The organism is Embleya sp. NPDC050493, assembly GCF_044458105.1.
In the GTDB taxonomy this organism is placed as follows: Bacteria; Actinomycetota; Actinomycetes; order Streptomycetales; family Streptomycetaceae; genus Embleya.
The window spans coordinates 160128-176288 of the sequence record NZ_JBITHP010000003.1; the positions used below are offsets into that span (position 1 = coordinate 160128).

Sequence of the window (16161 nt, forward strand, 5' to 3'; positions counted from 1 at the left end):
CGGAGCAGCGGAAGCACCCGGCAGCGGTGGCCCGCGGGACACGCGGGCCACCGGCGTTTGGGGCCATCCGGTCCGAACCGGAAGTCGGATCAGGCGGGCCCGAGTTCAGTCGCGGGGGGCTTCCGGGCCACGCCGACGAATCACCCAGGTCGCCAGTCCGGCGCCGAGCAACAGGGCGAGCGGAAGCCCCAGCCAGACGGCGGGACCACCGAAGGCCGCACTCGCACCGGCCGAGTCCCGGTTGTCGCCGGTCGGTTGCGCCGCGGAGCCCGGCGCCGGGCTCCCGCCCGTCGCGACCCCACCCGGCGAAGCGGTCGACCGGGAGGTCGCCACCGACATCGACGGGTCGGGTACGTACGCGGGTCCGGGTTCCTTGCTGCCGCCGACGGACACGTCGACCGCGAGCGAGCGCTGTTCGCCCTCGCCCTGTACCGCGACCGCGAGGTAGTACCACCCCGGCAGCATGTCGGCGACCTCCTGCTGCCGGTCGCTGCGGTTGAGGTAGCGCACGGGCCGCGTGGCGAACGGGTCCGGACGGCCGGCGAAGATGTGCTCGGTGTCGGACACGGATCCGAACTCGCGGGCCAGTTCCTCGCGCACGGGGTTGTACAGCCGGACCTCCGTCGGGGCGTACCCGCGCCCGCCGCCCACCCGCGCCTGGACGGCCAGGCTCTGACCCCAGTCCAGGCGGACGCGGTAGAAGACCCATTCCCCGAACGCGATGTCGTCGGTGAAGTGGCCGGAGCCGGGCAGCGTGCCGGCGTCGGTGAACGAGCCGCCGCCGAGCACCGGTACGGGGGAACCGCCCGGCTCGGTGTAGCGCGCGATCACGGATTCGGCCGGGCCCGTGTCCGAGACGGCCGGTTCCAGGAAGATGCGCAGTTCCAGCGGGACCGGCGGCCCGGTGCCCCGACGGGTCACCGAGAACACCTGTCGACCCGGCTTGGCGCAACTGTTGTTGCGGCCGGTCGCGGTCGCTCCCCAATTCAGCGACGCCGTGACGACCTTGATCACCGACTGGGACAACCCGGTGTCGGTCCGGCACGAGGTGCTGCGCTCGTCGATCTGTTTCAGGTCGAGCGCCTCCAGGCCCTTCACCGTGCTGACGGTCGTCCCGGACACGTACACCGTGTACCCCAAGGGCACGTCCACGGCGTAGTACTTGACCTCCTTGTCGGCCATCCGGTCCACGTAGTCGCCCGGAGCGAGGGACACCGCGCGGGCGCCGTCGGGCGCGCCGGAGACGGGAGTTCCGGTCGGGTTGTACGTGCGAGGCGCGCGCTGGGCCGGCCACCGGGGTGCCGATTCCGCCGTCGGCCGGTCCCGGGCGAGGCCGTTCGCATCGGCGGCGTATGCGTGCGGGGCCATGCCGAGCAGCGAGACCGCGCCCAGGATGAGTGCCGCCGCACAGGCCGGGAAGGCTCGCTGTTCCATGCCCGGGAATGTAGATCAGGGTTGCACTTGCAAACAATGGATTACCGGCGAGTAATAGCCCCTGCGGGGCGTCCGAACCCCTGCGCTAGGGTGACGACGTGCCCACCCCGCTAGCCGGTCGTTTCACCCTCGTCGATCCCGTCGGAACCGGAATGTCCGGCACCGTATGGCGGGCTTTCGACCATCGGTTGGGTGGCTATTGCGCCGCCAAACTGGTGCGTCCGGCCGACGCGGGGCTGCTGCTGCGGGTGGTGCGCGAGCAGGGGTTCAGGCTGGAGCACCCGCACGTTTCGTCGCCCTACACGTGGGTCGCCGACGGCGACGTGCTGATCGCGATGGAGTTGTTCGAGGGCGGGTCGCTGGCCTCGTTGATCCGTGATCACGGCGCCCTGCCGCAGGCGTATGCCGGGGCGATTCTCGGCCAACTCCTGGACGCCCTGGAGCATGTGCACGCGGTCGGCCTCGTGCACCGCGACGTCAAGCCGGCGAACGTCCTGCTGGAGGTGACCGGACAGGATCGACCCCGTTGTCTGCTCGGCGACTTCGGCCTGGCCCTGCCGCGCGAAGGCCCCAGGCTCACCGAAGCCGGTCACGTGGTGGGTACTTGGGGCTACCTGCCGCCGGAGGCGTCCACCGGAGCACCGCCGGACGTGCGTCGGGATCTGTACGCGTCGGGCATCCTGGCATGGCAACTGCTCACCGGCAGCGAGGATCCGCCCGACGGGCCGCCGGACTTCCCCGTCGACGGCGGCCCGTTGTGGGACCTGGTGCGCACGCTGACCGAGCCCGAGCCCGAGGCGCGACCGGCGGACGCCGCGACGGTGTCGGCCCGGCTCCGGGAGATCGTTCCCGGCCTGGGACCGGTGACGCCGGCGACGACCGAGGACGGCGAGCCGATCGAGGTCTTCGACGTGCTGGGTCCGCTGCCGGAGGGTGCCCCGGAGGGCCCGGTGCTGCGCGACGTGGAGCGCACCTCGGACACGTGGCAGGAGGGTCGCAGGCCGAGCCCGCGCGGAGCCTCGTCCGCCGCCCGGGTCGGCGCGCCCGCGCCGGAGTCGGCCGTCGAGCCCCCGGCCGTACCGCCGACCTCACCGGACTCGGCCGTCGAGCCCCCGGCCGTACCGCCGATCCCACCGGAGCCGGCCGCCGAGCCCCCGCCCGTACCGCCGACCCCACCGGAGCCGGCCGTCGAGCCGTCGACTCCGGTCGCCGCGCCCGAAGCCGAGGCGCCGTCGATCTCGCTGTGGTTGCGCGCGGCGGAGCGAAACGCGGCCGACCCGATCCCCGTTTCGGCCACCCCCTTCGGGGCGGCCGAAAATCGCGGCGCGTCCCGGCGGGTGGGACGTCGGGGCACGTGGGTGATCGTCGGCGCCGTGCTGGCCGTCGCCGCGGCGACGGCCGCCGTGCTCACCTCCGGCGGTGGTGGTGCGGAGGATCCGGTCGGCCCCGGCCCGACCTCCCCGCCGAGCGCGCCGGTTCCCTCGGCGGCGCATGGTGGCGGGTCCAGCGGCAAGGGGACGGTCGACCCGCCCGCGACCCGGGTGTCCACGGCGGTACCGGAGGAGGTCGTGCCCGGCGGTGCGTGCAATTGGTACGAGGTGTCGGCGGAAGCGCCCGTACCGGGCGGCGGACGCGTGCGTTGCACCTATCGGGAGGACGGGGCGTATCGATGGATACCGATCCCGGCGTCGTGAGTCCGCCGGTGGGTCGGTGTCGGGCCACACCCGTCCGGCGACCTTCGATTCACCGGGGGATTGCAATTGCAAACGCGCGACTCGCGGTGCATGATTCCACGGTGGCCAAGTCGCAGGAGGACCAGGAAGCCATCGCGCGCAATCAGGCGCGGCAGATGGAGTGGTACGGCGAGCCGCTGCACGACCGTTTCCGGCGCCTGCTGAAACGGCTGGGCGCCTCGCAGATGGAACTGGCGGCGATGCTGGGCCTGTCCGCGCCGATGCTCTCGCAGCTGATGTCCGGGCAGCGGGCCAAGATCGGTAACCCGGCGGTGCTGGCCCGACTCCAGGAGGTGGAGGCGCTCGTCGCCTCGACCGACTTCGACCGCCTGACGGTCGCCGACCGCGAGGCCGCGCTGGAGCGCATCCGCGCACACCAGCCCAGCACCCGCACGGCCCTGCGCCTGAACGGACCCGAGGTGCTGTCCGGGCCGCGCGCGGACCCGGCCGCGGCGGTGCACGCGGTGCTGCGGGCGGTGGCCTCGGCCGCCGAGATCGAGTCCGCGGCCGAACTGCTCGCGAACCGCTACCCGGGCCTGGCCGAGGTGTTGCGGGTGTACGGCAACGGACGCACGTCGGACGCCCGCGAGCACTTCCAGGCCACGGTGGGTCCGCCGACGCTGTAGCCGAGCCGAGCCGAGCCGAGCCGAGCCGCACGCGCACGCCGGGTACGCCGGTCAGACCGCGGCGCGGGAGACCGCCCCCGGTGCCGCCGCGCCGTGGCGCAGGGTGTGCGAGGGCAACTGCCCATACGTCTCGCGGTACATCGACCCGAAACGGCCCAGGTGACCGAAGCCCCACCGGAGCGCGATGTCGGTGACGGTGTCCTTGGATCGCCCCTCGGCCACGTTCAGCAGATCGGCGTGCGCGCCCGCCAGTCGCACTCGACGCAGATGACCCACGGGGGTGACACCCAGGTGGATGCGGAACTTCTCCTGAAGCGTGCGCACACTCATCCCGGCCGCCGCCGCGATGGCGCCGACCGAGATCGGTTCGCCGGCATGCTCGGCGCAGTACGCCAGTGCCCGGCGCAGACCGTTCGGTTCGCTCGACCCGGTCTCGGGTCGTGGGCCGGCGCCGTGGGCCGGCGCGCAGGAGAGCAAACCGTGCACGAGGACCTGCTCGAAGTGCCGTGCGGCCGACCGCGAGCCGGCCAGGTGTCCGGTCGCGTCGACCATCGCGCTGAAGTCGCGGGCCAGCGAGAGCCATTGCCGGACACCGAGGTCGGTGTTGTCCAGGTACGGACCGAGCGTCGGGGCCTTTCGGTGACCCCCGACGGCTTCCCGGCCGATCGCCCGGTCCAGGACCTCGCCGGGAATGCGGACGATCACCACGGAGGTGTCGGGTTCCCAACTCAGTCGGGCCGGCCGGCCGGGGCTCAGCACACAGGGGGAGAGCGCACTTTCCACGTCGTCGATGACGACCCGACCCCAGCCGCGGTGCCGGATGGGGATCAGGTGGTCCGCGGAGCTGCCGTCGAAGTACATGTCGGCGCGGACGCCGTAGGCGAGTTCGAGGATGGAGATCTCGCCCTCGTGCAGTATCCGGAAGTTCGCGTCGATCCGCCCACCGGGCACGTGCAGTCGATGCGGACCCAGTCGCGAGGCCACCGCCGCGTGCCCGGCGGCCGGGTCGGTCCCCCGGTAGAGCACGCGTCGATGCGCGGCGGCCTCGACCGAGGGAGCGCGCTCGACCGCGGGGCCGGCGGGCCGCCGCGCGACCAGGACGGGGCGGAAGGGGATGGCTGCGGACATGATCTCCCGACTCTTCGCATCGATGGAGGGATTCACCAGGCTTGCGGGCGGATTGTGCGGTCGGCCGATATGCGCCCGGTCATCCCTTTTGCCCACACCGTATAAACGCCTGCTCGATCGCCTCGACATCGGATGTCACGGACCGCGTTCGATTGAACGCTCTTTTGTAGAGTGTCGGTGGATAGGACGTGCGCCATAAGGTCGAGGACGTTACCCGTCGCTGATAAATTCGCGGGTAACTACGCGGGCCGCGCCGGGTCGGCCCCGTGACGGGGAGCTCGATATGCCGAAGATCGATGACCGCAAGCCCTTTCCCACCGAATTGTTGGCCACGCCGGCCATGATTCGAGCCTGCGCCGACCGCGACTTGGGGGCCATATTCCGGCTCGCCCAGGACGACCTCGGATTTACACTGAGTAAATTGGCCCGGCTGTGCGAGATGACGCCCAGCAGGGTGGGCGATTACGTCAAGGGAAGGGCTCAGGTGCGGCAGCAGCACGTCATCGAGCGTGTTTCCGAGGGGTTGCGGATTCCCGGCGAAATGTTGGGCCTGGCCCCCCAGCCGTGGGAGGAGGACCGCGCCGCGGAGGCCGGCGGTCCGGCGGCGGAGCCGGTCCGCGCCGTCGCGGACGATCACCCCGAGTCGATGCCGTGGGACGAGCCGGGAGATACCGCACATCCGTTCGGGGACGCGGTCGAACTCTCCCTGAAGGTGGACATCGAGGTCGGTCGCGCGGGAGACGTGCGGTTGACCTACCGCCAGGTGGTGCTCAACCTCACCGGCCGGCCGCTCACCCGCATGGTCCGGGAGATGTGGTTCGAGCACACCCGGGGTCGCTTGACCATCACGCCCACCGACGCGTGCGATCGGCAGATCGCCATCCAGCGCCTGTACGACACCACCGGCCTGAGCAAGTTCGCCTGCCAGATCTCGCCACCGGTGCCGCCGGGGGAGACTACCGTCATCGAATACGTGTGTGAGGGAGGGATGTTCGTGGACTCGACGTACTGGCGTCAGGCCATTGCGCGGCCTACGCGAGACTTCTCCCTGAGCGTGACCCAGCACGGGGTCACCGAGTTCCGCGGGTGCGGCGCGATCGAGCAACATCCGGACGGCTCGGAGAATTCGGTGACCCAGCACACCCGGTGGAGTCTCGACGAGGATCGACTGCACGTGACGTTGTCCAGGCAAGACCTGCACGCCAATCAGTACGTGACCCTGCGTTGGGATGTGGTCCATGACAGTGCGTGACGAGATCGAGGCGGCGATTCGCGCCTGGCACCATCTGGAGATCGATCGAGGTGGTGCCCCGATCATCGACTTCGACTTCTTTCCCGAGGCCGAGCCGGTGGCCGCCGCCTGCGATCGGCTGGCGGTGCACGCTCGGCTGAGCGACCTCGCGGCGACGCCCGCGGTGGCCGACGCACCGTGTCTGGCCACCCGGGTGAACGCCGATCTGGCGTACCTGGGCGCCCAGTTGGGGGAGCGGCGGGATCTCGACGAGTACGTCCGAGCGACCCAGGGCTGCGCCGCCGTGGGCTGGTCGGGGGACTACGTCGGCGAGCGCGCGGCCATCGCCCGGGAACTGCTCGGGGAGCTGGGGATCGGTTGGCACGACGCCACCGATCGGGAGCTGCGGATCGCCGAGGAGCCGTTGCCCGCCGACTCGGCGCCGGCCGAGATACGCGCGGCGACCGCCGACTTCGAACCGGCCGTGCGCAAGGTGACCGAGTCCGAGGCGTCCTACGAGCTGACCATCGAATGCGTCGACGTCGACGCCTACTGGGCCTATTGGCTCGACGGCGCGGGACGCCACGTCCGGCTGCGGCTCAACCCGCGCAACGCGCGCTTCACCCGGGTCGGCGCCCGACAGTTCGCGTTGCACGAGGTGCTGGGTCACGGGCTCCAGGCGGCGAGTTTCGCCCATCGATGCACCAGCGAGGACGTGCCCTGGGTGCGCGTCCTGTCCGTACACGGACCCACGCAGGTGGTCCTGGAGGGGCTCGCCCAGGCACTCCCGTTGTTCGTGGCCCCCGACGACGCGGTGTTGATCGCGCGGGTGCGGCTGGACCACTACCTGCAACTGGTGCGCAGCGAACTGCATCTGGCGATCAACCGGGGCGTGGGCGTGGCCACGTGCGCGGCCCATGCCCGGGCCCGGGTGCCGTTCTGGACCGACGAGCAGATCGCCGATCTGATCTGCGACCGGGGCGCCAACCCGCTGCTGCGCTCGTACCTGTGGGCGTATCCGGCCGGCTTCGACTGGTTCGTTCGGTTGGCCGAGGAGGCGGGACCGGTGGCCGCCGACGTGCTGCGCGCGGCATACCGGGCGCCGCTGCTCCCCGACGACCTGTACGACCTGTGGGGGGACGGGCCACAGGTGGGCGGGAGCGGGACCCCGCTCGCGCCGCCCGCGCTCACGCGGCGCTGACCGGCCCGGCGCGGCCCCGCCGGGGCGGGGCCGCGGAATCGGGTCGAGTCGCCGTGCGATCAGGCGCAGGCCCGCACCTGCGCCATGCGCCTGCGGGCCGCCCGCGCACCGGGGGAATTCGTGATCCCACCGGCCGCGTAGGCGTCCACCACCAATGCGCCCACCGCGTCCGCCACGGCCGAGTCGGGGACCCGCAACCAGGAGAAGTGCGCATTCGCGGCCATCCGCGCCGGCCATTCGCCGGGCTCGGCCAATGCGTCACCGAACGCGACCGCCTCGGCGTACAACCGCACCGCCAACTCGGGCCGTCCCATGACCAGCGCGACGTATCCGTGCACTTCACGCATGGCCAGTCGCTCCGCCGGATCGCTTGTCGTGGCCGCGCCCGCGTCCAGATCGGCGGCCATCGCCAACGCTCGGGCGCCGTCCCCCGCCTGCACCGCGCCGCGAATCAGGTCGAGCACCAGCCGCTGCTCCGGCCGGGGCGCGGGCAGCCCGTCGGGCAGCCGGTCGGGCTCGCCGACGGCACCCGGCGGGGCCCAGGTCGGCCGAGGCGCCATCGACGCGGATCCGGCCGTGGAGGGCTGCGCGACCGGGACGGGCGGCGTCGGCGACCGAAGGGGTACGGGAGCGGGCGCCGGCGCCGCGGCCTCCGGCGTGTGGTGACGCCGGCCGAACAGGCCACGCCGTTGCGGCGCCGCCGGTATCGGCGCGCCCGCCTCGGCGATGGACCGGTCCGCGTACACGTTCAACGGAAAGATCGTGCCGTCCGCCTCCACCGCGTGCACCCGCACCGGATGCCCGAGCAGGCGCGCCTGCTCCGCGACGACCGCGAGTGCGGTTCCGCGCGGATCGCCCCCCGGCGGAACCGGAACGGTTTCACCGGCCACGCGTACGGATTGGTCCGCCGAGATCTCGACGGTGATGACGGGCCGGTCGGGTACGAGGCCAGTTGTCATGGGGGGCTCCTCAATATCAGGAATCGACGCACAAGCGACACGGCGGTGACACGCAGTTGGAAAGCGCTTACGGAATCGACCGGGATCACGACCGAATGCCACCGCCCCATCGCTCGATCCGGGCGCCTACCGGAAAGGGGGATGCGGAACGATTTGCAGCATACATTCGGGGGCCTGGCACGAACAGCGGCAGTTGTCGACGGGCGCAACATTTCGAGGATAAAATAATCGTCGCGGTGACTTTCGATTCGATGCGGTCGGTGGCATGCCGGTTACTTTCGGGTTTACCGAGTTCGGGTAACCGCAACGACCTTTGCGCGCGCGCCCGAGGGCCGCATGCTGGCGGCAGGTAAGGCACGATCTCGCATCGGCGGAGAGAAAACGCATGAAACTCCCGAACAAGGTCGACGCCCTCGACGAGCTCACGGACGCGATCGAGTTCCTGTCCCCGGCGCGGACGGCGGCGGCCGTCCGACGGCTGGCGGCGGTGTATCCGCACACCGCCCTCCCGGATCTCTACGAGAGACTGGTCGCCGTACGCCGATGTGCCACGGCCGAGCCTCGGAGCGCGGATCCGGACGATTCGCCGGTCGACCCGTTGACGAAGGCACTCGCGCTCGGCATCCACGGGTGGTCCCGGCACGACCTGGGGGATACCCGCGAGGCGTTGGCGACGACCCAGGCGGGAGTGTTGAGCGCGGTCGTGGACGCGCGCGACCCCAGTGCCGAAGTGTGGCTGCGCGGAGTCCAGTCACTGATCGCCTATCGCGCCGGATGGGTGCACGAGGCGCTGCGCTACGCCCGACTGGGCGCCTCCGTGCACGACCCGGCAGTGGGCACGGCATCGGTGTGGGTGCATTCCCTCGTCGCGCTGACCCAGGCCACGTTGGGCGACGCGCTCGCCGCGTCGGCCGCACTGCGCGCCGCCGCAGATGCCCGGGAGTTGTCCCGGCGGGACGAACTGGACGAGGTCGGTGGCCTGTTGCACTTCGATCCGGCCAGGCAGAGTACCTATGAGGCGCTGACCCGGGCCTTCATCCCCGGCGCGGAACGTCGGGCGATCGAAGCCGCGGAGAGCGCCCTGAGCGAGTACGAGGCGGCCGCTCCCACCGGCTACTCGCGTTCGGACGAGATGCTCGCCCGGGTCGCCATCGCCCTGGCCTACGCGAGCCTGGACGAGATCGAGGCGACCACCGAGGCGCTGCGTCCGGTGCTTCGACTGGACTCGGCCTGGCGTGTCCACGGACTTCTCTCCCTGTTGATGGTGGTGCACGTACGGCTGCGCCGTCCGATGCGGGCGCGCGAGACGCGGGTGCGCGAACTCCAGGAGGAGATCGAGACCTTCTGCCAGATGCCGCTGTCCCTGGACCTGTACACCTGAGCCCGATCGAGCGTCCGAGTCCACCGCGGTGCAGCCATGCGAAGGGGGTCGCGGGTCGATGATCGCCTGCGATCACGACGTCCGCGCGGCGACACCGCGGTCAGCGCGGCACCCGTCCCTTGAGCCGCATTGCCGCGTGCACCCGATCCTGGGCCAACGAGAGCGCGGCCTCGTGCGAGGTGATCCCTCGACGCGCGGCCGCCTCGTGCACGAGCACGGCGTTCTCCCGCAGCTTGGTCGACACCGTCGCGCGGATCGACTCCGGATCGGGGCGAAACGCCGAGTAGCGCGCGTCCATGGCGAACCCGGCGGCCACCACGCCGCCCGCGTTCGCGATGAAGTCGGGCACCACCACGATGCCCCGATCGGCGAGCACGCGCTGGGCGGCCGCGGAGGTGGGCAGATTGGCGCCTTCCACGATCAGTCGGGGAGTGATCGTGCCGGCCGTCGCCTCGTCGATCACGTCCTGGATCGCCGCCGGCACCAACACCTCGGTCGGTACCGACAGTTCGAACCCCAGGGGGTGCACGGTCCCACCCGAGTACTCCTTGATCGCGAGATCGCCGCTGTCCGCGTGCAGGTTCAGCAGCCGGGTCACGTCCAGGCCGTGCGGGTCGTACAACGCGCCGTGCACGGAGGAGACCGCGACCACCGTCGCACCGAGTTCGGCGAAGCGGCGGATCGCGGCCGAGCCGACCGCGCCCAGCCCCTGGACCGCGACCCGCGCGCCCCGGAGCGGCAGGCCGACATGGGTGAGCAACGCGTCGGCGACCTCGGCCACCCCGAACCCGGTGACCCCGAGCCGGTCGTAGGGGACTCCGCCCAGTACCGCATCGGTGCCGACGGCCGTTCCGCGATCGCCCAGTTCGTCCTGGACGATCGCGGCGTCGTCCTCGGTCAACCCCATGTCCAGGCCGAACACGTACTCGCTGGGCACCTCGTTCGAAAGTGCTCGGGCGAACGCCCGCAGCACCGCCTCCTTGTCCGGCCCGGCCGGATCGTAGACGATCCCGGCCTTGGCACCGCCATAGAAGAGGTCGACCGCCGCCCACTTCCACGTCATCACCCGGGCCAGTCGGGCCACTTCGGTGGTACTCACGGTCGGGGACATCCGGGTACCGCCCTTGCCCATGCCACGGGCGGTGTTGTCGATCACCAGCACGCCCTTCATCCCGGTTCGGGTGTGTGACACGGAGACGACCTTCTCCGGCCCCCACTGATCCATCAGCGACAGGACATCCGACATGTCGAAGCGCTCCTTCAATCCCGACGATCGATACGGCCACCGTGCTCCAACAGCGTCGTGGCACGCACCGCCGGTTCCTAGAGGCGACAGCCCGAGACCTCGTTCGAGCGAGGCCAAGGGATCCTGATGCTCAACCCCTTGCACTTGCGCACGCTCGTCGAAGTGGTACGCACCGGATCGTTCGCGCGCGCCGCGCGCCGCACCGGATACACCGCCTCGGCGGTCTCCCAGCAGATCGCCGCATTGGAACGCGCCGTGGGCACCCCGCTGTTCGAACGGGAGGCGCACGGCATCCGGCCGACCGGGACCGCCTTCACGATCGCCGATCGAGCACGCGACGCGATCGCGGTGTTGGACAGCCTGGAGCGCGACATTCGCGACGTGGTGCAAGGCCGCAGCGGCCGACTGAGTCTGGGTACGTTCCCCACCGCGGGTGAACGCATGGTGCCCTACGCCGTGGCCGAGTTGACCCGGCTGCATCCCACCGCCGAGATCCTGTTGGACGAGGCCGAACCGGACGACCTGCTGCCGCAGGTGCAAAGCGGCGACCTGGACCTGGCCCTGGTCTTCGCCTACGACCTGGTGCCGCGGGTGTGGCCGAAGGAGCTGACGGTCCTCCCGCTCGTGGAGGAGACCCTCGCCCTGTTGCTGCCGAAGGGACACCCCGCGCTGCGCGAGGACGGGGTCGACGTCGGCGAACTGGCCGAGGAGCGCTGGGTGGCCACTCGGGCGGGGACGGCCGGCGCCACGAGCCTGTTCCGGGTGTGTGCCGCGCATCGGTTCGCGCCCCGGGTCGCCTTCCGCAGCAACGACTACGACGTCGTCCAGGGTCTGGTCGCCGCCGGAGCCGGCGTCGCCATCGTCCCGGGCCTGGCCTATCAGGCCCGGGAGGGCGTGGTCGGCGTGCCGCTGGCGCACACGCCCTCGCATCGCCGGGTGTCCGCGCTGTATCGCACCGCCAACCGCAACCCGCTGCTGACCGCGGCGATGGACGCGTTCGTGTCCGCCGGCCGGGGACTCCAGGACCGCTTCGTACGAGCGGATGAATCGATTCGCCATGCCCCGGACTCGAACCCCGAACCGTCCCGGCGCCACGAGGAGGCGAGCTGACCTCGGGCGGTCACGGTCAAGCGCCAGATCGGCTTGGCCTTCACGTCAGATTCCCGCGTCCTGTGCGGACTTGGCCGAGACCCGCACATGGCGCACGCTTGTCGCACCGAGGGGCCCGACCGTCTTCGGCGGCGCCGGCCTCGCGGATCGCGACACGGATTCCTCCTGGAACGATTCTCGCCGTCATTCAGGAATGGAAGGGAATTGAGATGACTTGCTCCACTTCGTCGCCCGGCCGAGGCCGCGGCGGCGGTACCAGAGACGGTTATCGCCACGCCGGGACGCGAACCACGCGGGGCGCGCACTGCCTGCCCCGACTGCTGACCGAGCCGTCCGACCACCCGACGTCCGCCCCCGCGGGCCGAGGGAACTGAGCGCTGCGGATCGGTCGGCGGCCGGGCCTTCCCCCTCAATGGCGCGGGGGACGCGCACCCTCCCGGCCAGCGCCGATCGATCCGCCGCGCCGGTACCGGTACGGAACCGGGGTTCCATCCCCGCCCGGATCCGTACCCACCATGGCGGCCCGGGTGGATGAGTCGCGCCGTGTCCACCCGGGCCGCCTTGACGGAGCCGAGCCATTTTCGAACGCACCGGACGCCACACGTCCGGATCCGACGACGACCGAGCGCCGACCCGCAACCGGGTCGGCGCTCGGTCGTCGTGCCGTCGCGCCCTGCCTCGCCGTTCGTTCCGCCGCGGCAGCCCCCAGACCGACGCGGCGGGGCCGGGTCCGGGTCGGACCCGGCCCCGCCGGCGGAACCCGACGCTGCCGCGACGGGACGAAAGGGCTCTGGATCAGCGGGAGTTGTTCGGTCGACGGCGCAGGAGCAGCAGGGCGCACACGCCGGTGACCAGGATGGCCGCGGAGGCGCCGGCGATTCGGCCCAGGCCGCTGCTCGCGCCGGTCCGGGCCAGGCCGGGTACGTTCGCGGCGGGGGCGGGCGGCCGTTGCTCGTCCGACGGCGTGGCCTCGGGCGTGGTCGTCGGCGGCGCGGTGGTCGGCGCTGCCGTGGTCGGCGGTGCGGTGGTGGGAGCGGCGCTCGTGGGCGGCGCCGTCGTGGGAGCGCCGCTCGTCGGGGGTGCGCTGGTGGGTGGCGGCGTGGTGGGCGGCGCGGTCGTGGGCGGCTTGGTCGTCGGTGGGGCGCATGCCTTGCCGCCGTTCCAACCGGCGATCAGGTCGAGCGGATACTTGGCGTCGGGATAGTGCGGCAGCGGATTGGCCTTGCCGTCGAAGACCTTGTCGTTGCCGTACAGGTCGATCTGGCCGAAGCAGGGCGGCGCGTGCTTGGAGATGTCGAGTACGGCGCTCTTGTGGTCACGACCGAGGGTCACGGTCTTGGAGCCGAGATAGCGCTGGGTGCCCGAGGTCTTCCAGGTGGGCCCGTCCGCGCTGTAGGCGGCGAGCGAGACCTTGTACGAGCACGACTTGGGTACCTCGCCCACGATGCGCACGCTCACCTTGGTGGCGAGCGCGCCCAGCAGACCTGCCGAGGACCACTTCTTTCCGCCGTCGATCGACCATTCGACGCGGGCCGACCCGCAGGTGTTCCCGGCGTCGTCGGCCGCGTGCGCGGATCCGGCGACCAGGATCGGCCCGACGAGTGCCAGGGCGCTCACCCCCAGGCCGGCGGCGAGCGAACCGATAGGGCTTCGTTGCACTGAAAGGCTCCCCGAACTGGGTGGGATGCGGCGACCCGTCCGATGACGGAGTCCGGGGGGTAGATTCTCGCCGCGTATCGGTGTGCGGCAAGGTCGAGTCGCTGAACCGTCTCGGGTATACGCGCCGGTAGCCCGCGTCCTCGGCGGCGGCGCCCGCGCGGAATCATCGATATCGACCGCAGCCGGCCGACTATTTCCGCGGCGCATTCGCGACGGCACGGTGTGTGAGTGGAATTGCATATCCGAGAGCATGCCGAGAGCGTGCGTGGGTGACGTGATATGCGCGGTCCGTGACCGGCGGAGGGCGGCGCCCGCCGCACCGCGTCCGGGGAGGTGGGCGCGGGCGGACGACCGGTCGCCCGGCCTGGTGCTTCCCCGGACGATACCCGGGATGCCGTCGCGCGAGGAGCCTCCTCCGGGCCGGGCCGGGCGGCATGCCGGCGCAGCCCTTCGGCGCCCGGTGGACATTACGAAACAGTCTCGACGGAATTTGCTCACAGTGAATTCAACGCGATTGTGCAGGTGGAAATAGCCATGCCTATGTTACCCGCAGGTATACCCGAGCTGGATAACGCACTCGACCTTATCCGAGTTCCGCGGGCGGTTGAAAATCCGAGCAATGTGCCTTATCCGGCGCGGGTCATGCTTCGGGCGACACCTCGGTCCCGGACGGTCCACCCGACGCATGCCCGCTCCGTGATCGGCCGGACGAACGGGGGCGGTAATGAGCGCGACGTATGTGGAGAAGGGCCAGGTCCTCCACCGGAGCCGGACGAGTCGTCCCGGCCTCGCCGAGGGGCGTCCCGAGCGGGCCACCCCGCTCGTCGACGCCCGCCAGGATCCGTACGGCGACCCGTTTCACCCGGATGCCGACGGCGAGCACGCGGCGGAGCGACGCGTTCGCGACCTGCTCACCGCACAACGGCTGGCGGCCGGCCCGAACGGGACCCGCGATCTGCTGCGCTGGCTCGCCCATCGCACCGGCGCGCACATGCGCATCGTGGACCGTGAAGGGGCCGTGCAGCACGAGGCGTTCGGACCCACCGGCCGGCCCGCGACGCGCGAGGTGGGCGAACGCGGCGAGACCGGCCACACCATTGCCCTGGGACCGATGGGCGAGCGGGACGCACCCGAGGGGACACTGCACATCGTCGGCCGCGTCACCGCCCTCGACCGCACCGAAGGCCTGCTCGCCGATGCGGTGCCCGTTCTCGGTTGGGCCTGGAACGCGGAGCGAACGGCCGCCGAGCGCGCCCGGATCGCCGAGGCGGGCGCGCGCAGCCGGCAGGCGGTGCTGCGACTGCTGAGTGCCGGTCATACCGCGACGGCCAGGGACGTCGCGCTGGCCATGGGCTCCCCGCTTCCCGACGTGGTGAGCGTGCTCGTGGTCCGGTTCCCCGAAGAGCGACGCCGGGGCATCGAGCGCGCGGTGCAAGGGCTGGCCGGCGCCGGCATCCGATGGGCGCCGGACCTGACCTGGTCCGATTGCCTGGTGTTGCTCATCCCCGTGGAGGGGAGGGCGCCCACGACGTCGGAGTGTCGCGACGCCCGGGAGCAGCGACCCGAGGCGGCTCATCGGGTGGCCGATCGACTGGCCCGGGAGTTCGTCGACGTCCTCGTCGGAGTCGGCGACGCGTTCGCACTCGAATGCACCTCGGTGGCGTACGAGCAGGCCGCGCAGGCGCTGTCGCGAGCTCCGGTCGGTACCGATCGGGTGGTCGCCTTCGGCGAACACGCGACACCGGAGGAGTTGATCGGCCGCGCCGGCGCGGCCTGGGCGCGGCGGCGGCTCGCGCCGTTGCGCATGTATCGGCCGACCCGGCGCGCCGATCCGGGGGCCGACGAGTTGACCACCACCCTGGAGACCTGGCTGCGTCTGGGGGGACGGGCCTCCCGCAGGCTGCACGTGCACCGCAACACCTTGATCGCGCGTTTGAAGACCGTGGCCGCGCTCCTGGACGTGGATCTGGATGCGCTGGCCGTGCGCGCCGAACTGTCCCTGGCGCTGCGCATCCTGGCGCTGCACCCCGGGTCGGGGCAGGACGCCGCCGGCACGCCCGGCGCGGCGCAGGCCGGTGCGGCCGACGAGGCCGACCATGCCGACGGGGCGGTGACCGTCGAGGAGCTGCTGGCCATGCCCCGGGTTCGGGTCTGGGCCCGGGAACGGGTCGGCCCGCTCGGGTCGCGGTCCCACGACGTGGAGACCCTGCGCACCTGGCTGGACTGCGACGCGCGCATCGAGCCGACCGCCGCGGCCCTGGCGATCTCCGCGCCGGGAGTGCGCAAGCGCCTGGTCCGGATCGAGGAGCGCCTGGGCACGGGGCTGATCGGTTGCCCCGCCACCCAGGTCGACCTGTGGCTCGCCCTGAAGACGGGCGCACTGGGCGCGATCGACACGCCGACCGAGCGGCACACCGCGACACGATCCTGAGCCGACGCGGGGCGCGGGGCTC

12 protein-coding genes are annotated in these 16161 nt (G+C 71.6%); 7 read left to right on the forward strand and 5 right to left on the reverse strand.

The annotated features are described in order from the left end of the window. Nucleotides 1-105 precede the first annotated feature (105 nt). Complete coding sequence (locus tag ACIBM5_RS07515; protein ID WP_396005896.1) at nucleotides 106-1434, reverse strand: hypothetical protein; 1329 nt, start codon at nucleotides 1432-1434, stop codon at nucleotides 106-108. Between the two features lie 98 nt (nucleotides 1435-1532). Here ACIBM5_RS07515 and ACIBM5_RS07520 point away from each other — a divergent pair, with 98 nt between their 5' ends. Both ACIBM5_RS07520 and ACIBM5_RS07525 read left to right on the forward strand, forming a co-directional pair. Next, entirely contained in the window at nucleotides 1533-3128 is a 1596-nt protein-coding gene (locus ACIBM5_RS07520) for a protein kinase (RefSeq protein WP_396005897.1), read from the forward strand. Between the two features lie 101 nt (nucleotides 3129-3229). Beyond that, nucleotides 3230-3793, forward strand: a complete 564-nt coding sequence (locus tag ACIBM5_RS07525) for a helix-turn-helix domain-containing protein (protein ID WP_391584262.1) — start codon at nucleotides 3230-3232, stop codon at nucleotides 3791-3793. A 51-nt stretch (nucleotides 3794-3844) separates the two neighbouring features. Here ACIBM5_RS07525 and ACIBM5_RS07530 read toward each other — a convergent pair whose 3' ends face one another. After that, a complete protein-coding gene (locus ACIBM5_RS07530) occupies nucleotides 3845-4921 on the reverse strand; it encodes an AraC family transcriptional regulator (RefSeq protein WP_396005898.1) in 1077 nt (358 codons plus the stop codon). Between the two features lie 283 nt (nucleotides 4922-5204). On the opposite strand from ACIBM5_RS07530, the gene ACIBM5_RS07535 reads away from it, so the two are divergent. Together ACIBM5_RS07535 and ACIBM5_RS07540 are read left to right on the forward strand one after the other, a co-directional pair. After that, the gene (locus ACIBM5_RS07535; RefSeq protein ID WP_391584260.1) at nucleotides 5205-6173 is read left to right on the forward strand and encodes a helix-turn-helix domain-containing protein; all 969 of its coding nucleotides are present in this window, start codon (nucleotides 5205-5207) and stop codon (nucleotides 6171-6173) included. Then, nucleotides 6160-7353, forward strand: a complete 1194-nt coding sequence (locus ACIBM5_RS07540) for a hypothetical protein (RefSeq protein WP_396005899.1) — start codon at nucleotides 6160-6162, stop codon at nucleotides 7351-7353. Before ACIBM5_RS07535 ends, ACIBM5_RS07540 begins: the two co-directional genes overlap by 14 nt. 59 nt (nucleotides 7354-7412) lie before the next feature. Here ACIBM5_RS07540 and ACIBM5_RS07545 read toward each other — a convergent pair whose 3' ends face one another. Further along, complete coding sequence (locus ACIBM5_RS07545) at nucleotides 7413-8312, reverse strand: hypothetical protein (RefSeq protein ID WP_396005900.1); 900 nt, start codon at nucleotides 8310-8312, stop codon at nucleotides 7413-7415. 385 nt (nucleotides 8313-8697) lie between these two features. Between ACIBM5_RS07545 and ACIBM5_RS07550 the strand changes: the two genes are divergently transcribed. Next, nucleotides 8698-9693 (forward strand): hypothetical protein, encoded by a 996-nt coding sequence (locus tag ACIBM5_RS07550; RefSeq protein WP_396005901.1) that lies wholly within the window; start codon nucleotides 8698-8700, stop codon nucleotides 9691-9693. Between the two features lie 100 nt (nucleotides 9694-9793). Here the strand turns inward: ACIBM5_RS07550 and ACIBM5_RS07555 are convergent, their stop codons facing one another. Next, the gene (locus tag ACIBM5_RS07555) at nucleotides 9794-10939 is read right to left on the reverse strand and encodes a Glu/Leu/Phe/Val dehydrogenase (RefSeq protein ID WP_396005902.1); all 1146 of its coding nucleotides are present in this window, start codon (nucleotides 10937-10939) and stop codon (nucleotides 9794-9796) included. A gap of 126 nt (nucleotides 10940-11065) precedes the next feature. Here ACIBM5_RS07555 and ACIBM5_RS07560 point away from each other — a divergent pair, with 126 nt between their 5' ends. Continuing rightward, nucleotides 11066-12049: a LysR family transcriptional regulator gene (locus ACIBM5_RS07560; RefSeq protein WP_396005903.1), complete on the forward strand. Its 984-nt coding sequence runs from the start codon at nucleotides 11066-11068 to the stop codon at nucleotides 12047-12049. A gap of 795 nt (nucleotides 12050-12844) precedes the next feature. On the opposite strand, the gene ACIBM5_RS07565 is transcribed toward ACIBM5_RS07560, so the two are convergent. Continuing rightward, nucleotides 12845-13708: a hypothetical protein gene (locus ACIBM5_RS07565; RefSeq protein ID WP_396005904.1), complete on the reverse strand. Its 864-nt coding sequence runs from the start codon at nucleotides 13706-13708 to the stop codon at nucleotides 12845-12847. Between the two features lie 724 nt (nucleotides 13709-14432). Here ACIBM5_RS07565 and ACIBM5_RS07570 point away from each other — a divergent pair. Next, on the forward strand, nucleotides 14433-16139 hold the full coding sequence (locus tag ACIBM5_RS07570) for a helix-turn-helix domain-containing protein (RefSeq protein WP_396005905.1): 1707 nt from the start codon (nucleotides 14433-14435) through the stop codon (nucleotides 16137-16139). Nucleotides 16140-16161: the final 22 nt, after the last annotated feature.